The sequence below is a fragment of the Enterobacter sp. BIDMC92 genome (assembly GCF_001030225.1).
In the GTDB taxonomy this organism is placed as follows: Bacteria; Pseudomonadota; Gammaproteobacteria; order Enterobacterales; family Enterobacteriaceae; genus Enterobacter; species Enterobacter sichuanensis.
Genome location: NZ_KQ087599.1, coordinates 1 through 20,275 on the forward strand (window position 1 = coordinate 1; position 20,275 = coordinate 20,275).

29 protein-coding genes are annotated in these 20,275 nt (G+C 54.2%); 27 read left to right on the forward strand and 2 right to left on the reverse strand.

What is annotated here, in order from left to right; all coding sequences use genetic code 11:
* Nucleotides 1-453, forward strand: a 453-nt coding sequence (locus tag SP99_RS25185) for a hypothetical protein (protein ID WP_231584330.1), incomplete at its 5' end; no start/stop codon positions are given.
* Nucleotides 454-469: 16 nt separating this feature from the next.
* Entirely contained in the window at nucleotides 470-1,291 is an 822-nt protein-coding gene (locus SP99_RS22460; RefSeq protein ID WP_047959872.1) for a DUF932 domain-containing protein, read from the forward strand.
* A 28-nt stretch (nucleotides 1,292-1,319) separates the two neighbouring features.
* Here SP99_RS22460 and SP99_RS22465 read toward each other — a convergent pair whose 3' ends face one another.
* On the reverse strand, nucleotides 1,320-1,859 hold the full coding sequence (locus SP99_RS22465; RefSeq protein ID WP_047959873.1) for a lytic transglycosylase domain-containing protein: 540 nt from the start codon (nucleotides 1,857-1,859) through the stop codon (nucleotides 1,320-1,322).
* 573 nt (nucleotides 1,860-2,432) lie between these two features.
* Between SP99_RS22465 and SP99_RS22470 the strand changes: the two genes are divergently transcribed.
* Nucleotides 2,433-2,828, forward strand: a complete 396-nt coding sequence (locus SP99_RS22470) for a relaxosome protein TraM (protein WP_047959874.1) — start codon at nucleotides 2,433-2,435, stop codon at nucleotides 2,826-2,828.
* A gap of 32 nt (nucleotides 2,829-2,860) precedes the next feature.
* Here SP99_RS22470 and SP99_RS22475 read toward each other — a convergent pair whose 3' ends face one another.
* A complete protein-coding gene (locus tag SP99_RS22475; RefSeq protein ID WP_047959875.1) occupies nucleotides 2,861-3,502 on the reverse strand; it encodes an Arc family DNA-binding protein in 642 nt (213 codons plus the stop codon).
* Between the two features lie 196 nt (nucleotides 3,503-3,698).
* Here SP99_RS22475 and SP99_RS22480 point away from each other — a divergent pair, with 196 nt between their 5' ends.
* The 24 genes from SP99_RS22480 (at nucleotide 3,699) to trbB (ending at nucleotide 20,271) form a co-directional block, all read left to right on the forward strand.
* Nucleotides 3,699-4,052 (forward strand): type IV conjugative transfer system pilin TraA, encoded by a 354-nt coding sequence (locus tag SP99_RS22480; RefSeq protein WP_047959876.1) that lies wholly within the window; start codon nucleotides 3,699-3,701, stop codon nucleotides 4,050-4,052.
* Nucleotides 4,053-4,055: 3 nt separating this feature from the next.
* Complete coding sequence (traL, locus tag SP99_RS22485; protein WP_015572087.1) at nucleotides 4,056-4,358, forward strand: type IV conjugative transfer system protein TraL; 303 nt, start codon at nucleotides 4,056-4,058, stop codon at nucleotides 4,356-4,358.
* A gap of 5 nt (nucleotides 4,359-4,363) precedes the next feature.
* Nucleotides 4,364-4,945: a TraE/TraK family type IV conjugative transfer system protein gene (locus SP99_RS22490; protein ID WP_047959877.1), complete on the forward strand. Its 582-nt coding sequence runs from the start codon at nucleotides 4,364-4,366 to the stop codon at nucleotides 4,943-4,945.
* Between the two features lie 11 nt (nucleotides 4,946-4,956).
* The gene (gene traK, locus SP99_RS22495; RefSeq protein ID WP_015572089.1) at nucleotides 4,957-5,697 is read left to right on the forward strand and encodes a type-F conjugative transfer system secretin TraK; all 741 of its coding nucleotides are present in this window, start codon (nucleotides 4,957-4,959) and stop codon (nucleotides 5,695-5,697) included.
* The gene (gene traB, locus SP99_RS22500; RefSeq protein ID WP_047959878.1) at nucleotides 5,694-7,097 is read left to right on the forward strand and encodes an F-type conjugal transfer pilus assembly protein TraB; all 1,404 of its coding nucleotides are present in this window, start codon (nucleotides 5,694-5,696) and stop codon (nucleotides 7,095-7,097) included. Before traK ends, traB begins: the two co-directional genes overlap by 4 nt.
* Before the next feature lie 255 nt (nucleotides 7,098-7,352).
* Nucleotides 7,353-7,775, forward strand: coding sequence for an MgtC/SapB family protein (locus tag SP99_RS22510; RefSeq protein WP_047959880.1), 423 nt, complete (start codon nucleotides 7,353-7,355; stop codon nucleotides 7,773-7,775).
* A complete protein-coding gene (locus SP99_RS22515; protein ID WP_156167817.1) occupies nucleotides 7,768-8,295 on the forward strand; it encodes a hypothetical protein in 528 nt (175 codons plus the stop codon). The genes SP99_RS22510 and SP99_RS22515 overlap by 8 nt, the downstream gene beginning before the upstream one ends.
* Nucleotides 8,296-8,353: 58 nt before the next feature.
* Nucleotides 8,354-8,893, forward strand: a complete 540-nt coding sequence (traV, locus tag SP99_RS22520; protein ID WP_015572095.1) for a type IV conjugative transfer system lipoprotein TraV — start codon at nucleotides 8,354-8,356, stop codon at nucleotides 8,891-8,893.
* On the forward strand, nucleotides 8,890-9,144 hold the full coding sequence (locus SP99_RS22525) for a hypothetical protein (RefSeq protein WP_015572096.1): 255 nt from the start codon (nucleotides 8,890-8,892) through the stop codon (nucleotides 9,142-9,144). The genes traV and SP99_RS22525 overlap by 4 nt, the downstream gene beginning before the upstream one ends.
* Nucleotides 9,141-11,750, forward strand: a complete 2,610-nt coding sequence (gene traC, locus SP99_RS22530) for a type IV secretion system protein TraC (protein ID WP_015572097.1) — start codon at nucleotides 9,141-9,143, stop codon at nucleotides 11,748-11,750. Before SP99_RS22525 ends, traC begins: the two co-directional genes overlap by 4 nt.
* A complete protein-coding gene (gene trbI, locus SP99_RS22535) occupies nucleotides 11,747-12,160 on the forward strand; it encodes a type-F conjugative transfer system protein TrbI (protein ID WP_015572098.1) in 414 nt (137 codons plus the stop codon). The genes traC and trbI overlap by 4 nt, the downstream gene beginning before the upstream one ends.
* A complete protein-coding gene (traW, locus tag SP99_RS22540; RefSeq protein ID WP_047959882.1) occupies nucleotides 12,157-12,792 on the forward strand; it encodes a type-F conjugative transfer system protein TraW in 636 nt (211 codons plus the stop codon). Before trbI ends, traW begins: the two co-directional genes overlap by 4 nt.
* Nucleotides 12,789-13,181: a hypothetical protein gene (locus SP99_RS22545; protein WP_047959883.1), complete on the forward strand. Its 393-nt coding sequence runs from the start codon at nucleotides 12,789-12,791 to the stop codon at nucleotides 13,179-13,181. Before traW ends, SP99_RS22545 begins: the two co-directional genes overlap by 4 nt.
* Nucleotides 13,172-13,450: a hypothetical protein gene (locus SP99_RS22550; protein WP_015572101.1), complete on the forward strand. Its 279-nt coding sequence runs from the start codon at nucleotides 13,172-13,174 to the stop codon at nucleotides 13,448-13,450. Before SP99_RS22545 ends, SP99_RS22550 begins: the two co-directional genes overlap by 10 nt.
* Complete coding sequence (locus SP99_RS22555; RefSeq protein ID WP_197086115.1) at nucleotides 13,441-13,986, forward strand: hypothetical protein; 546 nt, start codon at nucleotides 13,441-13,443, stop codon at nucleotides 13,984-13,986. Before SP99_RS22550 ends, SP99_RS22555 begins: the two co-directional genes overlap by 10 nt.
* 103 nt (nucleotides 13,987-14,089) lie before the next feature.
* Entirely contained in the window at nucleotides 14,090-14,311 is a 222-nt protein-coding gene (locus SP99_RS22560) for a hypothetical protein (protein WP_047959884.1), read from the forward strand.
* Nucleotides 14,312-14,366: 55 nt separating this feature from the next.
* On the forward strand, nucleotides 14,367-14,690 hold the full coding sequence (locus SP99_RS22565) for a hypothetical protein (protein WP_045341727.1): 324 nt from the start codon (nucleotides 14,367-14,369) through the stop codon (nucleotides 14,688-14,690).
* Nucleotides 14,687-15,685, forward strand: coding sequence for a conjugal transfer pilus assembly protein TraU (gene traU, locus SP99_RS22570; RefSeq protein ID WP_015572105.1), 999 nt, complete (start codon nucleotides 14,687-14,689; stop codon nucleotides 15,683-15,685). Before SP99_RS22565 ends, traU begins: the two co-directional genes overlap by 4 nt.
* 10 nt (nucleotides 15,686-15,695) lie before the next feature.
* The gene (gene trbC / locus SP99_RS22575) at nucleotides 15,696-16,319 is read left to right on the forward strand and encodes a type-F conjugative transfer system pilin assembly protein TrbC (RefSeq protein WP_047959885.1); all 624 of its coding nucleotides are present in this window, start codon (nucleotides 15,696-15,698) and stop codon (nucleotides 16,317-16,319) included.
* On the forward strand, nucleotides 16,316-18,175 hold the full coding sequence (traN, locus tag SP99_RS22580) for a type-F conjugative transfer system mating-pair stabilization protein TraN (RefSeq protein WP_047959886.1): 1,860 nt from the start codon (nucleotides 16,316-16,318) through the stop codon (nucleotides 18,173-18,175). Before trbC ends, traN begins: the two co-directional genes overlap by 4 nt.
* Entirely contained in the window at nucleotides 18,172-18,954 is a 783-nt protein-coding gene (gene traF, locus SP99_RS22585) for a type-F conjugative transfer system pilin assembly protein TraF (RefSeq protein ID WP_047959887.1), read from the forward strand. Before traN ends, traF begins: the two co-directional genes overlap by 4 nt.
* A gap of 9 nt (nucleotides 18,955-18,963) precedes the next feature.
* A complete protein-coding gene (locus SP99_RS22590) occupies nucleotides 18,964-19,455 on the forward strand; it encodes a hypothetical protein (protein WP_047959888.1) in 492 nt (163 codons plus the stop codon).
* Nucleotides 19,452-19,670: a hypothetical protein gene (locus SP99_RS22595; RefSeq protein ID WP_047959889.1), complete on the forward strand. Its 219-nt coding sequence runs from the start codon at nucleotides 19,452-19,454 to the stop codon at nucleotides 19,668-19,670. Before SP99_RS22590 ends, SP99_RS22595 begins: the two co-directional genes overlap by 4 nt.
* The gene (trbB, locus tag SP99_RS22600; RefSeq protein ID WP_047959890.1) at nucleotides 19,660-20,271 is read left to right on the forward strand and encodes an F-type conjugal transfer protein TrbB; all 612 of its coding nucleotides are present in this window, start codon (nucleotides 19,660-19,662) and stop codon (nucleotides 20,269-20,271) included. Before SP99_RS22595 ends, trbB begins: the two co-directional genes overlap by 11 nt.
* Nucleotides 20,272-20,275 lie beyond the last annotated feature (4 nt).

The window sequence follows — 20,275 nt, forward strand, 5'->3', positions numbered from 1 at the left end:
CATCCGAAGGGTGAAATGCACGCCGCCAAAACTTTTTGCGTGCCGCAAAAACTTTTGTCTGCGCCCTTCTCCTGCCGCCCCGCCGTTGCTCCTTTTGCCCTTTGCCGCGAGAGAACTCACCAGGGAGATGGACAACCATCACCACAGGAGAAAACCAGGATGCACACACAAAACGTCAACGTCAAAACCGCCGCTCAAGAATCTACCGGAAGATGTGATTCAAACCTCACCACGTCCCAGTTCACGGATCTGTTTTGTTGGGTCCTGGCAGCATCGGAAGGGGAGCCACAACCGGCAATTTTTACGCCGCCAGAGAATGCCACTGAGCTGACGTTAATTAATGACGAATGCCCGGATTATATCTCTGTCTGGGTTGTGGATGGTCGCCCGGTGGCAGTTGCAATGCCGCTGGATAATTTTCACCGCGTTATTCCTTCATCACTTACTAAATAATCAGGAGTAAATAAAAATGGTCAGTTTCGCAAGCCGCTATCGTATGCCTGTCTCGATCCGTAAAGACCGCCCGCTGACAAATGAGGAATTACAGCTCATCGTTCCGAGCGCGTTCTCATCGGATAAACACGATTCACGCTCTGAACGTTATACATATATCCCGACCATAAATATTCTTGACCGTTTACGTGATGAAGGTTTTCAGCCGTATTATGCAACGCAGTCACGCACACGTGACCAGGATAAACGAGAATTTACAAAACATATGCTTCGCCTGCGTCGTCATGACCAGATTAACGGGAAAGAAGTACCGGAAATTATTCTGCTGAATAGCCATGATGGTTCAAGCAGCTATAAAATGATCCCCGGTATGTTCCGTCAGGTTTGCAGTAATGGTCTGGTTGCATGGAAGGATTTTGGTGAAATCCGCGTACCCCACAAAGGGGATATTGTCGGGCAGGTTATTGAAGGCGCTTACACGGTGCTGAAAACATTTGACGCGGTTGATGAAAATATTGACCTCATGAAAAGCATTCAGCTTACTTTGCCTGAGCAGCGACTTTTTGGTGCGACCGCTCTGGAACTTAAGTACGCTGGAAAACCAGCGCCGATTACGCCGGAGCAAATTATTAACCCCCGCCGGGTACTCGACAGAGGCCAGGATTTATGGACCACGTTTAACGTGGTACAGGAAAATGTGATCCGTGGGGGGATTCGTGGCAGAACGCAAAAAGGGAAGGTGACCAGAACGCGGGAAGTCACCGGAATTGATGGTGACATCAAATTAAATCAGGTGCTCTGGAAAATGGCGGAGGAGTTTGCAAAACTGAAGGCCTGAAAATTAAGCCGCTCAACAGAGCGGTTTTTTACTGTCCGCTATGTAACGAGGCCGTTTCCGCAATTTGAATCGCCTTCTCCTTTCCCGCAGCTGGCGCCAGACGTTCAGAAAGCAACTTTTTTCTGGCGAGCAATACACGATATATATTTTTGATATCCTGAGCATACGCCTTGCGCTGCACAATGAGCTTTTTGCTCGGCCCCGTATTATACATCCCTACGCTGTCCCAGTTTTTTCCGTATGACCTGAAGTTGTGCGCCAGTACCCATGCACCCGTATAAACGCAGATGCATGGATCATTCAACAGGCGCTCTCGGGTAATATTGAAGTTTTTAAGTTTACCGTAATGAGAACTGTTCACCTGCATCCCGCAGACATCTTCTGTTCCATTTCTGTTAGATCCATTTATCGCACCCGGATTAAGTCTGCTCTCTTTAATTGAAATTGACATAAGCAGCAGCGGATCAATTTGATAATCTTTCCCGGCCTGATCAAAGCACATCAGGGGAGCTGCGCCAGCAGACATGGAAAGGGTCAGCAATGCCGCAGGCAGTATCGATATTTTCATTGTTTGGCCTTTTAACGAAATACACGGGCTCTGGAGAGTCGCCTTAAAAAATACCCCGGCGGATCGTCGTAATCAAGTTAATTCACTACAAACGCGCGTGAGCGCTCTCCTGAAGGGATTTAACACCCGTCCGAAATAAACATGTCAGAGCAGTAGACGGTATTAACACGCCGCTCTTTACTAACCCTTTAAAACATCACACCCCACGCAAGACTTCGTCTTGCAGATTTTTCCTTTAATTTCAGGTGCATGCCTTTAAGAAATTTGCGCATTTTTGGAATATGACCGTTTGATGTCGTACATACCGACACTACAGTGTCGTATAATCCTGATACCTGTTAGTGTCGGTGTGTCTCACATGTATCGTACAATTGTAGATATGCTGTAATTACATTGAATTATATATCGCACAGTGTCACACTGTCGCACATCTTAGTGCTGGATTGTACTACTGTATAGAACACAAATTCGCAGCAGTATCAACCCATTACAGCCTTGCACAGCAATCTGGTAATCCACCAACAGGCCATACATAGTGTCGGTTCCGACACTAACTTAAAACAGGTAAGAAATATGGGAAGAGTCGGCATCTACCTTAAAGATAAAATTGAACGTGAAGTTCGCGATATTGTTCAACAAGACCTGCAGAACGGCGCTAATGCTGGAGAAGCAAACATATCAGCTACCTGCAACGAATTAATCAGGCTTGGACTGCTTGTTTATAAACGCGATGGCGAGGATGGCAATCAATTTGATATCGAAGGATATCGAAGAGACCTCATAAGAAAAGCAGCCGGCTCACGCGAAGGCACAGTTCTCATTGCCACCCTAATCGCTGAGATGTATTTAAAAATGACAGGAAAAGACGGCGAAGGTCGCCTGGAAGAAACGCTTGATATGATTTTAAGTGGCATAAACACAGCCGAGGATGAAGCGGAATCAAGGCACTTCATCAACGAAAAAGAATAAATCTGCGAGCCGGAAACCCCGGCTCGCATCTCTCACTGAGACGGCTTTTCATCCCAGGGAAGGTCACTTTTCTCCACCCCCCTTATTTTTTCCTTCAGGAACACCTCGAACTCCATGCAAAGAACTTTAAGTGCCTGCGCATCCTCGTTCTGGTCAAGTAACCTTTCCGTGAAATAACCCAGCGTATTCATCAGGCGGGTGAGCATTTCGTCATTAAGACTACGGTTATGCACCTTCGCCATTGCCCTGATTTCATCCGCAAGGTTCTCAGGAATACGCATGCTATATCCGGTTGTTTTTCCCGGAAGCAAAATTCTTTCACCCTCACGCCACATCCACAATTGCTCTTGCTTGAGCGGGACATTAACTTCCTTCACAGCATCAACGGATTCACCATCAAGTAATTTTCCAAGCCATTCCTCAAATCTCACCGCCAGCGCAATGAGCCTCTCTCCCTCCGCTGTTTTAATCACAGGCTTACCCGGCTGATAATTCAGCGACAACAAAAGCCTGGCAATAATTTCCTCATTCACACTCCTGTTGCCAGCTCTGGCACATATTCTCAGCTCCATAAGCAGATTATCCGGAGCGCGCAATCGCCACTCCACAGCTTCACCCGGCTGGAACTTACGTGGACGGCCGCGACCATCCCACATTTTCTCTTTAACTTTCATAGCTATAGATCCCGGAGGCCATTTCCGTACTTTCTGGTCAACAAAGCCTACTCACTTACATATTCGGATAAATCTGAATGATTCCAAAAAGCGTGACATTCGTCACAGTTTTTTTTTTTTAGGGTCATGGGACAATTGCGCCCGCGTAAACAAGCACTTACGCGACTCACTTTTGTTTACTTCGGAGAAAACAAACATGTTAACCAAAGGCAGTGCCCTTAACGTCGGTAAGGGATGGGCGGTAGCGTCTTTATTCCGCAAAGCACGCGAAAATCGCCAGACTAAATTTTACTTAAAGTCAGTAGGCGCTTTTTTAATTGCACTTATGGTCACTCACCCGGCATTCGCTGGCGGCACCGACCTTCTTTCCTCACAGAACACCACGGTTAATTCCACCTTCGGTTCTGGCTCTTCATTGATTAAATGGTTTTACATTGCCGAAATCATCATGGGCCTGTTTATTTACATCAAGGCCCGCTCACCGCTGGTATTCGTCGGTATCGTAATGGCAATCATCTTTACCCGTGTAGCCTTCGGCATCGCGAGTTAAACGATGAGCGGGGAGGAGGATAAATACAACTTCCCGGAAACAATGAACCAGCAGGACCGCTATTTAGGTTTGCCAATTGATGAGTTAATTGTTACCGCACCCCTTATTGTTCTGGGGGTGCTTAACAACCTGTCAGTTGAACTTGGCGTTATAGCGGGAATCCTCTGGTTCATCGTCAGATATCTGAAAAAAGGGCAGGGGTCGTACTGGTTACTTAATTTCTGTTACTGGCACCTGCCATCACTTTTATTCAAAGTAACCTTTCGCCAGATACCTGATTCTAGTTTCCGGCACTGGAGGGCATAGTTTTCATGAAACTGAATATTAAAGGAGAGCGCGATAAACAACTCCGCTATGCGTTTATTGGTCTTTCAGCTTTAACTTTACTTATGGGGGCCGGTAACGTACTGACAGGTTCGCTTGCATGGTATTTTGCCACCACCCAGAAAACCATTACTACACCATTAACATTTAATCGCCCCTTCACATCAGATTCAAAAGGTGTCGATGCCCCAGGCCTGACACAATTCGCCGCCTCCTTTATTTACTGGCGACTGAACGTCACCCCGGAAAACATCGACAACAACCAGAAAATGATTCTTGGATTCGCCCCTTCCGACGAACGGGACGAACTCAAGAAAGCTCTGGACATTGAAGCTGAACGCATCAGGAAAGCGGGCATTTCCACCCAGTTCGACACGAAAGAAATTCGCGTCATGGATGATGGCTCCGTGCAGTACAGCGGAGTTCTGAAGTCCTCCACCACTAACGGCGTAATCATCACGCCAATGAAAGACCAGGAAAAAACCTACCGCCTGAAACTGAGCTATGAGAACGGTGTGATTAACCTCCACAGCTTCGAAGAACTCCAGCCGGTATCCACCACCAACTGACAGGACTGCCCATGAAATTTCGTATTTCACCGGCAGCTGCTGCTGTGTTTCTGGCAGCGGGATTATTTACCAGCGGCCTCCGGGCCGCTTCCGCACCCGCAGCCATTCCGTTTGAGAACGACGCCGCCTTTAACGTCACTCTCAGCAACACCAACCCGAGCAAGGTTGTTGTCGACGGAGAACTCATTACCAGCATCAGCGGACCAACCGGTGCCTATGACCAGAGCCAGACCGACGACGGAGCACTTATTCTGTCTCCACTTGTCAGCCAGAACTTCACGCTGTTTATTCAGACCGACCGCGGCTCATCCCTGAGCCTTAACATCAGGCCGCAGCCGGGTAACGGCAAAACACTGCGCTTCACCCCAATGTCACCACCACTTCGCAAGAACGACGATGCGAAGGCATGGGAAGAAGGGCAGACCTACGAAAAAACACTGGTCGCACTGTCCCGCGCCGTAGTCAACGGTCAGGTGCCGGACGACTACCAGGAGTATCCGGTCAGCCGCATGCCTGCATACACACCCGCCAGTGATGTACGCCTGACACCGGAACGCCAGTTTGTTGGTAACCACCTGCGCGTTGTGCGCTTCCGGATGAGCAACCCGGGCAGCATCACCCGCAGCCTGCGCGAGCGCGATTTCTGGCGCAAGGGCGTCCGGGCCGTGATGCTGTCGCAGAACCAGCTTTATGCAGGTGGCGAAGGCTACGCCTGGATTGTGTTTTCAGATGACGGAGACACCCGCCCATGAGTCTGAATAAAAACCTGAAAACCCGGCGCAAACAGCTGGCCATTCTTGCCGCTGTTATCGTGGGAGGCGCCGCCGCCACGAGCGGCGTTATCTGGTACGGGCAACATCAGCAGGAACAGAAACACCCCGCGCCGGTCGCCACCCCAAACATGACCGGCGTGGTCACGGCAGCGTTTAACCAGCAGGTTAATGATGCCGCACTGGCACAGCAGCAGGCCAAGACCTCCGCACTTGAGGACAAGCTCGCCACGCTCACCCAGCAGTTTGCACAGAACAAGCTCACCACCGAGCAACAACTGGCCAAAAAGGACGAAGAAATTCAGCGCCTGAATGACCAGCTAACGAAAGCCCCCGGCAGCAACACGACCACTGGCCAGCAGACACCACCTGCCGGTCAGAACGGAACACCACTCCCCGGTCCTGTTGCTGCCGGTCAGGCCCGACCACCCGAATACACCGTGACCCCCACAGGCACACCGGCCGCCACTGGTGTGAATATGGGGCAGGGGACAGCGTTCTACCCGGGCGGCTCAGGCCAGAGGATGACAGGTGGCCTGTCGACAACAAAGTTCAAATACGACAGCCTGATGAAAAAGCCGACCAAACTACCCTGGATTCCGTCAGGCTCCTTCTCTGACGCCATCATGATTGAAGGGGCCGACGCCAACGCCAGCGTTACCGGTCAGCAGAACACCCAGCCCGTCACCATCCGCCTGTTGGGCAACATCCAGATGCCGAACAACAAAGAATACAGCGCTGACGGCTGCTTTGTGGTGGGTGAAATCTGGGGTGACATCTCCAGCGAGCGCGGGATTGTCCGGACGAAATCAATCAGCTGCGTACTGAAAAACGGCAAGCACGTCGATATGGAGTTCGATGGACATGTCAGCTATCAGGGGAAAGGCGGCGTTCGCGGCAAGCCAGTCATGCGGAACGGCATGATTGTCGGCTACGCCGGTGCAGCAGGCCTCCTGTCAGGTTTTGGTGAAGGTATCAAATCTGCGGCAACACCATCTGTCGGCCTCGGTGCCACAGCGGATGTAGGTGCCGGCGACGTGTTTAAGCAGGGTATAGGCGGCGGAGCCAGTAAGGCGGCCGACACGCTGAGCCAGTACTGGATTAAGCGCGCCGAGCAGTATCACCCCGTAATTGATATCGGTGCAGGCAACCTGGTAACTGTCGTGTTCCAGAAGGGCTTCCGCCTTGAAACCCTGGAAGACGCTGAGGACGCTAAAGCGAAAGAGGAACTGCAGAAAGCCGGCAACGCCGCGCAGAACGCCGTGACTCCGCAACCTGCGAGCCAGACCACTGCATCCAGCACCACCTCAGTCGGCAACATCAACCCTGATGACGTTCTCCGCCAGGCCAGTCAGCTGCGTCTCGGTGACACCATCAACTGATGAGGGAATGAAGATGGACGCACGAAAATTACTGTTTTGGGCAACAACCAGATGGAGGCCAGCGCTGATATTCATCGTTTCATGGTCCATTTTGTTCGCCGCTCTTTACTCCAGTTTTAAGTGGATACAGCTGACCGGATTAGTTCTCTGGTTGGCTGGAAACCTTTTTCTTGCTGAATCAATTCCCGGGGGCATGGTGTGGCGGGAGCTGAACTCACCACCTTCAGAAGCAACACCCGAAGGAAAGGAGGATAAATGAGGGGGCCACGCACAGATGACCGCATTAGTTTTCTGAGGGGGATTGAACGAGACTGGAAAGACTGGTCTGCAGGAAAAAACACAAAACCCCACTGGATATTCTTGGTAGGGATATTAACCGCTACAGGGATGTTGATTTTTAGCTTCTGGTCAGGCAATCAGAGGCTTACCGTGGCTTCAATTGCTATTGGAATTGCATTTATTCTCGCCGGATTGTTGCAGGCTGGTGAAACATGGGAAAAAAAAATACAGAAGAAAATTCGGGCATATGAGCCGCTTGATATTGATGCCATGCGCACCCTGGCCGTTTCTGTTTTTCACAAGGATGAGCTGACACGGGAAGAACTCAGACAGTGGCTGGACGCGGAGTTCAGCGCCATTTCTGATGCCGCTCTTCGTGGGGGAAGCCGTAATGCGTGACGAAGAGCGTAATAATAACCTGCTCAGGAGCATGCGGATGCATATTGCTGAATGGGAGGCTGACCATCGGCGTTCTGTATCGTGTCATCACCTTTTTCCTTTAATTCATTTCACTGGAGTGTTTATGTCTGCCAACATGGCACGCTATCCATTACTCAAAATCCTGCACAACTATCGCTATATCCTGATTCCAGCACTGGTATTCACTATCGAACTGACTGTGTGGGCAATGCTCAATCTTAAAGGCGTGGGTGATATGGGTTGGGTCTCCTGGCGAGTGTCCCTGCTCTTAAGCGTGTTCCTCGTATGCTTTAGCGGCACTGCCTTTAACAAACGCGATGACTGGTACTTTATGTATGGTTCAGTCGTTCCGTGGGGAGGAATGCTGATCGGGGCCATTGTTTATGGCTTTATCCAGATGAACCTGAACTTTCTGACGCTGGACATGTTTTATGCCGGCGTGTTTTGCAGCCTTGCTGTGCAGCTGGGTTTCACTGTGCTTCAGTGCAACTGTAAATAATCGAAATTGAGTATTACCCCTCCCTGAATACCCCTGAAATTAAAACCGGAGTTACCCCATGAAAAAACTACTGGGTGCTGCACTGCTGTGCAGCGCACTGACCGGCTGCGCCGGTCTCAATTCTGATTTCGACTGTAACAAGACTGCGACCGACCAGTGCCTGACCACCGGTGAGGCCAACAAGCTGGCCGCTCAGGGTAAAAGTCTGGATGACCTGACTGCCGAAAAAACCGCAAAAAAGCCTGCGGGTGAAACCCTGCCGGCACTGCGCAATTCGGCACCGGTCGTGAATCCGTTCCGTCCTGTCTCCGTCGCAGCAACCGGAACCACCGCCGCCAGGCCTCTGACCACTGCGCCCGCGAAAACATCCGGCTCACTGGTCACGCCGCTGGCCACGCCGAGTCATGCGACCCCCGTGCCGGTTAACACGGCGGGCCGCGTTCCGGTTCAGCGTATTCCTGACGCCACGCAGCGCCTGTGGATTGCCCCCTGGGTGGACACGGACGACAACTTTCATCAGCCGGCTGTGGTTGAGTTCGTGAAAAACAAATCCCACTGGGATGAGAGCTACCGCGTTATCGGGGAGGGCGGGGAATGAGCAGCCATTACGTTACCGGCAAGAACGGCATCGATCATCTGGCGAAATCGTTAGTCCATTCACGGAAAGGAACGACGCAAATCACCGCCACACAGTCAGTCGATACCGACGATGAAACGCTGGCCGTTCTGAGCGTGAGCTGTGACTGGCAGATTAAAACAGCCGGTGATGCACCGCTATCCGGGCAAATGAACGAAGAGAAGCTGCGTCGCCTGGAGTTAATCCGGGCCGCTGCGGAGGGTCGAAAATGAGTTTTGTCGACAACCTGATGGATATGCTGAAAAACGGGAAAGAGGAAGACGGTGCCGCCACGGCCCGCGAGAATCTTTCCCAGACGTGGGGCTACCCGTCCCTGGTTGCGGCACTGCCGTACCGGTATTACGACGACATCAATGAGATTTTCGTCAACGCCGGCTCTGCAGGCTTCATCATGGAAGCCGCCCCGCTGCCTGGCGCGAACGAACAGGTGATGGCCGCGCTCGATGACATGCTGCGCAAAAAACTGCCCCGCCAGACTCCCGTCACCGTCATCATGCTCGCCAGCAAGTGTGTCGGGGAACGTATCGATCGCGGTGTGAGTAACGACATGTGGAAAGGAGGGATGGCCGATCACCTCAATAAAATCACCCGCGCGTTCTGGCAGCGCTCTGCGCTGCACGGTCTGGCCAACGAACGCGATTACCCGCTTTACCTGCGTAACTACCGTATCTTTCTTGTCTATGGTCAGCCGCTGAAGCGCGCTTCCCAGACACAACGGGTGATTGATGACCTGATTCAGATCCGCAACACCATCCGCGTCTCCCTGGGCGCTGCGCGCATCGACAGCGTGAACGTCGATGTGAACGGCTTCCTGTCTGCGGTACGCGAGCAGATGAACTACCGCCAGGAACAGGTGCTGACGTCCTCAGGCGACTACAACGAGGATGAAAAGCTGAACCGCCAGGTGGTTGATCAGGGTATAGGGCTTGATGTCTATCCGTCGCATCTCCGGATGACGTTGCCCGAGACCATCGACGCGCGCGGGACACGGTTGCCGGCATCGGCATGCCGCATCATCAACATGCAGCTTGCTAAAACGCCTAAACGCTTCGCCCTGTGGCAGGGGGCTGACAATCTGCAGAACCTGCGCTTTCCTGACCTCGGAATACCCTGTCCCTTTATGCTGACCTGGACGACGGAGCTGGAGGAGCAGACGAAAAGTCAGAGTGAGGCATTTCGTAAAGATACCGATTTGTCCAAAAAGGCCAACTCAGCCTACGCCGCACTTTTTCCCGGCACCAAAAGGGCCGCAGAAGAATGGCGACGTACCCGTGAGCAACTGAACAATAACGAAATTGCACTCTGCAACACGTACTTTAACCTGACCCTGTTCGCGCCGGACAACACTACTGATGCACAGGCCTGTGAGTTGGCCGCCGTGAACGTGTTCCGCAAGAACGAGCTGGAGATGGTAACGATACAGTACCAGCAGATGCGTAACTGGCTGGCCGGCTTCCCGTTCGTCATGCAGGAAGGGATGTGGGAAGACCTGAAAACAACAGGCGCGACGCTGCGCGCCAAGTCATGGAACGCGGTGAGCCTGATGCCGGTCGTGGCCGAACGCCAGTTGTCGAATGTAGGTATGCCGCTGCCGACCTACCGCAACCAGGTCGCGTTCTACGACATGTTTGGCGAGGAGAATGGCAGTACCAACTTCAACATCGCGGTTACCGGGACGTCCGGGGCAGGTAAATCGTTTCTGATACAGGGGGTGCTGCGCGATGTACTGAATGCCGGCGGTTACGGCTGGGTTATTGACATGGGGGACAGCTACAAAAACTACTGTCATCAGGCCGGTGGGGTTTATCTCGATGGCTCTAAACTGCGCTTTAACCCGTTCGCCAACGTCAAAGACATCAAGCACTCTGCTGAAGGGATTGTGCGTCTGCTGACGGTACTTGCCAGCCCGACGCAGCCGCTTGATGGCGTCTGCGAGGCGATCCTACAGAAAGCGGTAATGGATGCGTGGGAGAAAAAGGCAAACAAAGCCCGTATCGACGACGTCCATAATTACCTGACTAACGAGGATGTGAATCAGGCGTTTGCAGACAAGCCGACCATCATCTCGCGCCTTGCTGAGCTGGCCATGCTGCTCGATACCTACTGCACCTGGGGGCCGGACGGAGAATACTTTAACGCCGACACCCCTACGCTCGATGGTGAAACCCGCTTCGCGGTACTGGAGCTGCTGAGTCTGGAAGACAAGCCGAAGCTGCTCTCCTCGATCCTGTTCTCGCTCATTCTGGCGATTCAGGAAAAGATGTACCACAGCCCGCGCGACCTCAAAAAAGTCTGCATCATCGACGAGGCCTGGCGTCTGCTGGGTGGCTCCAACCCGCACGCGGCACGGTTTATCGAAACCGGCTACCGAACCGTGCGTCGTCACCGTGGCGCGTTTATCACTATCACCCAGGGCATCAAGGACTTCAGCGCCAGTAAGGAAGCGGAAGCCGCCTGGAACAACAGCTCCACCAAAATCACCCTGCTGCAGGATGCTAAGGCGTTTAAACAGTACCTTGCCGATAACCCGGATCAGTTCTCGGACATGGAAAAAGAAGTTATCCGTGGCTTCCAGCCAGCCCTGCAGACCGGCTACAGCTCCCTGCTGATAAACGCCGGGGAATACAGCTCATTCCACCGTTTGTTCGTCGACCCCGTCACACGCGCCATGTTCAGCTCGCGTGGTGAGGACTTTGCCTTCATGCAGAAATTGCAGAGAGAAGCCGGGGCCACTGCGGAGGAAGCTGCATATCTGCTGGCGGAGAAGAAATTCGGCAATGAACTTCGTGAACTTGAAGAATGGGTGAAAGCAGCATGAGTGAACAACAGGACAAGCCATATGACGTCGATACCGTCAACGATGGTGCAACTATCGCCAGCAAAACATCCCGCTGGGTTAAAGCCAGCATGCTGGGGCTGGCAGGATTGCTGGCCATGACAGGTGTGGCATATGTGACGGCGAAAGCCGTCACACCGGAGGTGGTGGTCTTCGATATGAAGGGGACAGTCGACCTGTTCATGCAGCAGTCCGCGCAACTGCAGCTCGATGAAGACAAGGCCAGGGTGCTGACAACGCGTTTCAATTCAGCGCTGTCAGAGAGTCTCGGTGAATGGCAGGCCTCACATAACGCCATCATTCTGGTTAAACCGGCGGTGATGAGCGACCAGCGGGATATCACGAATGAGATCCGTGCCGACATTGCGCGCCGCACTCAGGGGGGCCAGTGAAAAGACGACTAAAGCTGATGGGTACGATGCTGCTGATGCTCTCCGCCGGCAGCGGGGCGAAAGATCTCGGAACCTGGGGCAACGTCTTCGAGCCTGCAGAGCAGGACATGCTGGCGTTTATCCAGAATCGCCTGAAGGGAATGGAGCAGACTGGCGAACTTGACCGTCTGCGCAAAGAGGCAACGGAAAGAGTGAAGGAGCATGCAGTACGTCCGACGCCGGTGGAAGGGCTCACGAAAGCGAAGGAATACCGCAGCTTTGCCTGGGACCCGACATTTACCGTGAAGGAGACGATCACTGACATGCAGGGCAACGTGATCGCCCGAAAGGGCGATACGGTCAATCCTCTGGATAAGGTGCCCTTCAACCAGGTGCTCTTTTTTATCGACGGCGATGATAAGGAGCAGGTGAACTGGACCCGACAGCAGCTCGCCGATCAGACCAGCGTAAAGGTCATCCTGGTGAACGGCAACATCAAAGAAACCAGTGATGCGCTTAATGAACGTATCTACTTCGACCAGTCTGGCGTACTGACCCGTAAATTCGGTTTTGAACACATCCCCGTGCGGATATCGCGCGATGGCCGCGTGATGAAAGTGGAAGAAATTCCGGTATCAGGAGCGAAAAAATGAGTGCAACAACGTTAGGTGACCTGTTTCCCGAAATGCGTCAGGCGGTCACATCCCATCACCGTTACGCCAGAAAACCGCGTAAACCCGCTGAGATAACTCCTCGCATGGGAACAGCAGAACGGCTGAAGACGCTGTACCCCGAAATTGACTCCTGGCATCCGGTACTGGTGACCAAAGCCTGGCTCCACTGGTGTGAGCAGAACCAGCAGGACAGCCGGGAGCCGTCGAAACGTGATGAACGTTTCCCGGACTACATCATTCACCTCTTACTGGAGAACATGCGGGCCGAGGACAGCGCGAAACGTAAAAAGGGCCAGACGCTGTTACTTTCCGAGCGTCTCGACAGGTTGTTTGCAGGTGAAGGGCAGGAGAACGCCGAATGTCACTGATACACAATACCGCTGCGCCGTCTGTGTCTCAGCACATGACAGGTTTCAATGCTGATACCAAAGGCAGTGAAGAGGAAGTGAATCGCCTCTGTCAGCTGTACCCTGAAATCGCTTCATGGCAACCGGCGCTGATCGCCGGTGCCTGGCATCAGTGGTGCGTGGAGAACCAGATTCAGCCTATGGCGCCGGAAAAACGTGATGAAGCGTTTCCCCTGTACCTCGTCAGGCTTATCCGCAACAGAATGGAGGAGATGAACGCATGGCGTTAATCAGCTGCTTCACCGACCCTCAGGGGCTGCAGGGGATGCTCACCTGTTTGCGCGATACCGAGGGCATGGCCGGTATTCTGGTAGTGGTTGCGCTACTCGCTGGCTGGATTGTGGTTCAGTACGTGGCATGTGCCCGGCGTGAGCGCCGGGCGCGGGAGAGCAGGCCGGGAATACCCGTCCCCCTCGCACAATTTGGTGGTGCCCGACATGCCGATGCGGTTCACGCCTTTGCTAACCGGGAATACTACCAGGTATTGCTCGCCGAGCTGGAAAAAGGCCTGACTGAGGCGGGCTATGCACTGACACGCGATGAATCACTGCGCGTGACGATTCCAGAGACTGATCGGCAACAAATCAGCCGCCGGATTTTACGGGCGCGCCAGAACTATACGTCGCCGAGACTATCTGAGCAGGCGATGCAGGACAACGAAGATGCGGCAGTGAACGATGGATACGCCGGCTCGTGGCTCAGCATACTCATACGTGGCAGTGAGCTCATTGGCTGGTACATCACCAGACCGGAAAACAGCCAATGATCAACCGCGCTGCCCTTCAGGATGTTCGGTGCTCACTGCGTTGCGCTCCGCCTCAGCCTGAATGCCATCCCGGTTTCCGATTAACCCCCGACCAGGTAACGCCATGAAAAAAGACCCTGATACTGAAAAGGGCCGGAATGTCACCATCTCGTCAGTACGTCACGATGAGGGTTCGGCCCGACAGCAGGATGAAATCCTCAACGATAACCCGTTGTACAAACCCTCTCACGTGCTGCGCGGAGCCATTCTTGCCCTGTACGAAATGAGCCAGGAACAACGCCTGGCCATCATTATGAAAGCGGCTGATAAAGCCAAAAACCACTGACCATTTCTTAAGCCCTCCCGCCGTCCGGTGGCTGCGGCACTCCCGGAGATACCCCATGACTCACCCTGAATCTGTCAGGCCGGTGACGGTTACCCGTGACCGCAATGGCTTCTGGACGCACCCTCATTATTTTGCACCGGCCAGTGATGAGGTCACACAGACTGAATTTGGCGACTGGATGCGCCAGCACAATCTGACCTGTGCCACCCGCTGGATGGAAAACGACGCGCCTCCCCAGGTGATCGCCGACTGGGAAAAGGGGAAACAAAACATCAGTGACTGGCTCCCTTCCGCGCCAGAGGGCGAGGGCTGGTTCATTGGCTCCATTCATGACACTGAGGACGGCCCGGTCTGTGTATGGCTGCGGGAGGTGAAATGAAGCACTTTTCATGGCTGGCCGGTGTGTTACTGGTTCTTATTTCCTGTATGCCATCCCAGGCAACGGCCGCAGCCAGTAACGCCGGTGACGGCCGCTGGGTTAACCCGATAAGCGATGTCTGCTGGAAGTGCCTGTTTCCGATGACGCTCGGCAATATTCAGCTGGCCGCTGGCCCCCAAAAGGATACCAACAACCCGGCTTCGCCGATCCAGATTTGCCCATATGGTGTGTTTTACCGCATCGGTCTGGCCATCGGGTTCTGGGAGCCAATGGCGATGGTGGATGTAACCCGTGAGCCGGGCGTCATGGTCAACATGGGCGGCTTTAAAATCGATCTCGGGCGAACGGGAACGGGAACCGCAGGGCAGAGTGACCGTCCCGCTGCCGGTACCTTCTATCATGTCCACTGGTACAAATACCCGCTGATTTTCTGGCTGAACATCATCACCAGTCTGGGGTGTCTGCAAACCGGCGACATGGATATAGCCTATCTCTCCGAAGTCGATCCTCTCTGGAATGACAGTACGCTCTCGATGCTGATAAACCCCGAGGCAGCGCTGTTCGGCAACCTGATAGCTCAGGGGGCCTGCGCTGCTGACGCAGCTGCTTCATCAGCGGGTCTTCCTCTGTCTCCGCTGTTCTGGTGCGCGGGAAGTCAGGGGTCTATCTACCCGCTAACCGGCTATACCAGCGGTGAGTTTTCTCCGCTCGAGGCCTCTCTTCTGGTTGGAGAGCGAATGGCATTCAAAATGCATCGTGAGGGGCTGGTCTGGAACTCTGTGGGCGCGGACGTCGCCGTATGTAACCAGTATCCATCCCCGATCATCCCGAAAGAGCGATGGCGATACCAGATGGTGAACATGTACCCCGAACCGGGTAACTGTCATCCTTTCGGGGCCAGCACGCAGCTCTGGGGCACAACGCATAACTCTCCATCCTCCAAAAAGAACTTCGGCTATCTCTTCTGGCGCAAACGTAACTGCGTATTCCTTTAAGGACATGACAATGAAAAACGCTTATCTCCGGGCGCTGACGATCAGCGTCATGGTTGCTTTCGCGCCGCTGGCCCTGGCGAGCGCTCAGACCGATATTTCCGTCTCCGACCATAACTTGATCAAAGGTCAGCAGGACGCGCTGGCGGCGATGAAGGAAGACCTGCAGGGCCATCCGGCGGCCGCGCCCGTATTGCCGCAGCGGCAACAGGATCTGATAAACCGCCTGCAGGGCGATATCGCAGCCCAGAACAACACGATGGGGGAAAAAGACACGTTCCCGGCTATTTACTTTGTGAGCCTCGGTATTCCGCGTGAAGGTCTGCTACCCATGCTGAAGGATGCCCGCCGTTTCAACATTCCGCCAACGCTGCGCGGCCTGGTCAATAACGACATGCGACAGACCGCGGCGGCCATGTTTGAGCTGAGTAAGGAGGACAAGGACGCCGGCGTGCAAATCGATCCAACGTTGTTTACTCAGTACAACATCACCACGGTACCCGCCCTGGTGGTGACCTGTCCTGGCCACCATGACGTAATTCGGGGAAGTCTGCCCCTGCAGCAGGCTCTCGAAAAAGTGGCAGAAAGTGGTGATTGTGCGGCAACGGCACGCCATCTTCTGGAGGCCGCGAAATGAAAAAAATACTTTCAACGGTGCTGATGCTTTTTCCGCTCCTGGCTGGCGCAGCTGATCCTGCCTTTGAAGCGGGAGCGAGCTTTGGCAAAGGCAATGCTTCCGCCGGGACGGGAGCCCTGAAAAACCCGGATACCGTCACAGGAGCAATACCAGGCTATACCGCTAACCCACCGGAGAAAGGGTATTACGGCGGTGTGGATGGCGGAGACGGCGGGCTGGCCAACAAAGGGCAGGCCGCGCTGCAGGGTAATGACGCAGCACAGTCGGTTATCAACTCCGGAAAAACGAACCCGACTCCCGCCATCGACCCACAGGCCCCTTTCATCACTATCGGTAAAAATGCCGAAGCCGGCGCAGACGGTGTGCTTAACGGAACCGCGAACCAGTGTAAGGAGGTGACAGTATCGAAAACCACCTTTGAAAATTACACCTGCGACAAGGATGTGGCCTCAGTGGAAGCCTGCTCACGAACTGCAACACCTGGCGGACATACATCCACCACGACAGTGCAGAAAACGTTCACACTGACGGCGGCCAATGGCGATGTAGCATTTACGAATAACGGTACCTCATTCAGTTTTAGTTTTATAGCGCCGGCATCAGGACCGGTGATCAGCGCGCATTTTTACTGGGCAGACCGTGAAGTTAATGCAGGAAAAATCTCCTGGTGGGGAGTCAGCAAGACAATGATTGGGAAGGCGTTTGACTGGAAGATTCCTGGTGCACCTGCTACACCGTTGTCTAAAGGTGGCTCCTTACCCGCCGGCGCTTACACCAGTACAGGGTGTACCAGCGGGAACAAGGACCGTTGCGAAAAGCATATACGGGAACAGATTGCTGATTTTCAGTCCGGCGCGTCAGGCTTTACGCTGGTCCTCGTCATGAATGCAGTTGAGACAACCTTTACCCCCGAAGTGAACTGGTCTTCATCCTGCGGCCTGGATATGTCTAAGGCGCAGAAAACTACGTCAACCTGCACCTCTCCGGGCGGAAATAAAACCATTGTTAACAATGGCCAGAGCTATGAAGTTTATAGCGACTGCTGGGAGTACGCCGATAACTATGTCGTACCGTCAGACTCCACGGGAACCTGCGGAACGCTGATGGCGAACCCGTCCTGTACAGCGGCAGGTACGACCTGCACCGAATCGACCGACGGGCAGTGTACCCATATGAGCTACACCTACCAGTGTCAGACCACGCATCAGTCGGGTGGCCTGGTCTGCGGCGGCGACTACATCTGTAAGTCAGGCGAGTGTGATGACACGAATGGTGCCGGGAGCAGCGGGTTCGATACGGCGGTGGCGAAACTGGCAGGTCTTGCCTCGGCAGCGGAAGACGCAAAAGACGCAAGCAGCTCCATTGAGGTAAAAGCCTTCACGGGTAAAGCCATGCGGTGCCGTAAGGCCTTTGCAGGTTTCTCAAACTGCTGCAAAGACTCAGGCTGGGGACAGAGCGCCGGACTGGCCGCATGTGATGATGAAGAGAAGGCTATAGGGAAGGCGAAGGCTAAGAAAATCACTGTCAGCGTCGGCGAGCGGTGCGATCGCAAGGTGCTGGGTGCCTGCATCCAGAAAAGTCAGGTCTACTGCGTCTTTGACGGCAAGCTTGCCCGCATCATTCAGGAGCAGGGGCGTCGCGACCAGCTGGGCGTTAAGTTTGGCAGCGGCGACAGTCCGGACTGCCGGGGGATCACGGTCCCGGAGCTGCAAAGTATCGACTTCGACAAAATCAACTTCTCTGACTTCTACGAGGATTTGATGAAGAATCAGAAAATCCCCGATACCAGCGCGCAGGTCCAGCAGATTAAGGAACGCATTGCCGCGCAGGTGAACCAGCAGGGAGGTGGTAAATGAAGCGTGTCCTCTGTGGCCTGCTCATGGCGCTGGCGAGCCATGCGGTGATGGCCGAGGAGATTGTGACGCCGGCAGAGCCGTTCACAGGCTGGTCCTGGTACAACGAACCGAAAAAGCCCCCTGAGCAGCCCCGGAAACCGCAGCAGCCAGCACCGCAGGCCATTCCGGATCTCAGTAAGATGTCCCCAATGGAGCAGGCCCGGGTACTTAAAGGGTACACACAGGAGGCGCTTAACCGCGCCATCCTGTTCCCCTCACGGGAAAATACGGCGACGTTCCTGCGCTGGCAGAAGTTCTGGACAGACCGGGCATCGATGTTCAGCCAGTCCTTTGCGGCGGCGCAACTGAGCCATCCTGATCTCGACTACAACCTGGAGTATCCGCACTACAACAGCATGGCGCCGTTTATGCAGACCCGCGACCAGCAGACGCGGCAGAGCGCCGTGGAGCAGCTGGCGCAGCAGTATGGTCTGTTCTACTTCTACCGGGGCAGTGACCCGATCGATGTGCAGATGGCGGGCGTGGTGGCTGACTTTGCGAAAACCAACGGGATTTCACTTATTCCAGTCTCGGTTGACGGACAGGTTGCGGCCACCCTGCCACAAAGTCGTCCGGACACCGGACAGTCCCGGTCGATGAATATCACGCACTTTCCGGCGCTCTTCCTGGTTGACCCGCGCAGCAAGAATTACCGCGCGCTGTCATACGGCTTCATGACTCAGGATGACCTGTCGAAGCGATTCCTGAACGTGGCCACCGGCTTTAAACCCAATTCCTGAGAGATCCTTATGACAAAAACACTGTTTACCCTCATCCGCGATGCAGGGCGGGCTGCCCTGTATTCCTTCGTCCTCGGCCCGGCACTGGTGCTGTATGTGTTTGTGATGCTGGCGGCATCAGACGGCTCTCTTTCCCGGCAATTCCTGACGACTTTTCATCACCTGACTGAGGGGGTGCCTGCCGGCAAGGTGATGGGGTGCGTTAATGAACATGAGATGGCAGGACGCTTCTCGCCACCTGAACCCGGAGAGTCATTAAAGCCTGTGCCTCCTGCCTTAGCGAAAGCCCCGCCTGAAGTGTTATGTCAGCGCGGGCCCGTTGACAGCGATTCATGGGTGCGTTCGGTAGATGCAACGTTGCGCTCCGTCTGGATGATGGCCGCTATGTTGGGCTTTGGGTTGTGGTTTGTTTTATATGGCCTGTCCCGGGCCGCTCAGCGTCGCATTTCACCAGACAGACATTCGGTTCTGGTACGGCAGAACAAGGAGACACAGGAATGAAACCAACTCTTCTCGCAGGACTGATTTTCTGGGGCACGATGGCGCGCGTACTGAGCGAGCTGATGACCTGGTCCGTGGAGCATACGCAGCAGGGGCTGCTGTGGCTGTGTAATGGTATGTGGGCCGGTGCGGCTGGCATGGTGATTTATGCCGGTTATCGCTGGTTCCGTTACGAAAGGGGACAGACGCATAAGGAAGCCGATCATGAACATTAAAACCGGACTCACTGCGCTCCTGTTATCCCTGCCCCTGCTGGCGAACGCCGGTGCGCGTGAGGAGTTAATGGCGCTTGAAGCGTCAAAAACGAACTCATCTGCAGACGCTACAGCCATCACCGCCTCCACCATTCCGGTACCTGCGCCAGCCAGCCTGATGGCGCTGCCGGACGGACGTCGGGCTAATATGAAAGATTATGCCGTGGTGCTCTTTATGCAGGCACACTGCCAGTACAGCGCGAAGTTTGACCCGCTGCTGAAGGGCTGGGCCGATGAGCATGCAATTAAGGTCTATCCGTACACCCTGGACGGCGGCGGCGATATCTCCTTTCCGACGCCGATGATCCCGCGCAAGAGCGATCTTAAATCGCCCATTGCAGACGAGATTGTGACCTTCTTCGGAAACGGGCTGCCGATTGCGACACCGACGGCCTTTATGGTCAACGTCAACACCCTGAAAGCCTACCCGCTGACCCAGGGTGTGATGGACATCCCCGCTCTTGAGAGCCGTATGGCCAGCCTGATTCAGGCTGACATGGACAACGTCGATCCGAAAACGCTGCCGCCCATGCCGGCAAGCGCGCAGGTTACCCCTCAGTAATACA

What these genes read in the sequence shown, in the direction of transcription:
- SP99_RS22460 (WP_047959872.1), top strand. Translation starts at nt 470, where the DNA reads ATGGTCAGTTTCGCAAGCCGCTATCGTATGCCTGTCTCGATCCGTAAA.
- SP99_RS22465 (WP_047959873.1), bottom strand. Translation starts at nt 1,859, where the DNA reads ATGAAAATATCGATACTGCCTGCGGCATTGCTGACCCTTTCCATGTCT.
- SP99_RS22470 (WP_047959874.1), top strand. Translation starts at nt 2,433, where the DNA reads ATGGGAAGAGTCGGCATCTACCTTAAAGATAAAATTGAACGTGAAGTT.
- SP99_RS22475 (WP_047959875.1), bottom strand. Translation starts at nt 3,502, where the DNA reads ATGAAAGTTAAAGAGAAAATGTGGGATGGTCGCGGCCGTCCACGTAAG.
- SP99_RS22480 (WP_047959876.1), top strand. Translation starts at nt 3,699, where the DNA reads ATGTTAACCAAAGGCAGTGCCCTTAACGTCGGTAAGGGATGGGCGGTA.
- traL (WP_015572087.1), top strand. Translation starts at nt 4,056, where the DNA reads ATGAGCGGGGAGGAGGATAAATACAACTTCCCGGAAACAATGAACCAG.
- SP99_RS22490 (WP_047959877.1), top strand. Translation starts at nt 4,364, where the DNA reads ATGAAACTGAATATTAAAGGAGAGCGCGATAAACAACTCCGCTATGCG.
- traK (WP_015572089.1), top strand. Translation starts at nt 4,957, where the DNA reads ATGAAATTTCGTATTTCACCGGCAGCTGCTGCTGTGTTTCTGGCAGCG.
- traB (WP_047959878.1), top strand. Translation starts at nt 5,694, where the DNA reads ATGAGTCTGAATAAAAACCTGAAAACCCGGCGCAAACAGCTGGCCATT.
- SP99_RS22510 (WP_047959880.1), top strand. Translation starts at nt 7,353, where the DNA reads ATGAGGGGGCCACGCACAGATGACCGCATTAGTTTTCTGAGGGGGATT.
- SP99_RS22515 (WP_156167817.1), top strand. Translation starts at nt 7,768, where the DNA reads ATGCGTGACGAAGAGCGTAATAATAACCTGCTCAGGAGCATGCGGATG.
- traV (WP_015572095.1), top strand. Translation starts at nt 8,354, where the DNA reads ATGAAAAAACTACTGGGTGCTGCACTGCTGTGCAGCGCACTGACCGGC.
- SP99_RS22525 (WP_015572096.1), top strand. Translation starts at nt 8,890, where the DNA reads ATGAGCAGCCATTACGTTACCGGCAAGAACGGCATCGATCATCTGGCG.
- traC (WP_015572097.1), top strand. Translation starts at nt 9,141, where the DNA reads ATGAGTTTTGTCGACAACCTGATGGATATGCTGAAAAACGGGAAAGAG.
- trbI (WP_015572098.1), top strand. Translation starts at nt 11,747, where the DNA reads ATGAGTGAACAACAGGACAAGCCATATGACGTCGATACCGTCAACGAT.
- SP99_RS22545 (WP_047959883.1), top strand. Translation starts at nt 12,789, where the DNA reads ATGAGTGCAACAACGTTAGGTGACCTGTTTCCCGAAATGCGTCAGGCG.
- SP99_RS22550 (WP_015572101.1), top strand. Translation starts at nt 13,172, where the DNA reads ATGTCACTGATACACAATACCGCTGCGCCGTCTGTGTCTCAGCACATG.
- SP99_RS22555 (WP_197086115.1), top strand. Translation starts at nt 13,441, where the DNA reads ATGGCGTTAATCAGCTGCTTCACCGACCCTCAGGGGCTGCAGGGGATG.
- SP99_RS22560 (WP_047959884.1), top strand. Translation starts at nt 14,090, where the DNA reads ATGAAAAAAGACCCTGATACTGAAAAGGGCCGGAATGTCACCATCTCG.
- SP99_RS22565 (WP_045341727.1), top strand. Translation starts at nt 14,367, where the DNA reads ATGACTCACCCTGAATCTGTCAGGCCGGTGACGGTTACCCGTGACCGC.
- traU (WP_015572105.1), top strand. Translation starts at nt 14,687, where the DNA reads ATGAAGCACTTTTCATGGCTGGCCGGTGTGTTACTGGTTCTTATTTCC.
- trbC (WP_047959885.1), top strand. Translation starts at nt 15,696, where the DNA reads ATGAAAAACGCTTATCTCCGGGCGCTGACGATCAGCGTCATGGTTGCT.
- traN (WP_047959886.1), top strand. Translation starts at nt 16,316, where the DNA reads ATGAAAAAAATACTTTCAACGGTGCTGATGCTTTTTCCGCTCCTGGCT.
- traF (WP_047959887.1), top strand. Translation starts at nt 18,172, where the DNA reads ATGAAGCGTGTCCTCTGTGGCCTGCTCATGGCGCTGGCGAGCCATGCG.
- SP99_RS22590 (WP_047959888.1), top strand. Translation starts at nt 18,964, where the DNA reads ATGACAAAAACACTGTTTACCCTCATCCGCGATGCAGGGCGGGCTGCC.
- SP99_RS22595 (WP_047959889.1), top strand. Translation starts at nt 19,452, where the DNA reads ATGAAACCAACTCTTCTCGCAGGACTGATTTTCTGGGGCACGATGGCG.
- trbB (WP_047959890.1), top strand. Translation starts at nt 19,660, where the DNA reads ATGAACATTAAAACCGGACTCACTGCGCTCCTGTTATCCCTGCCCCTG.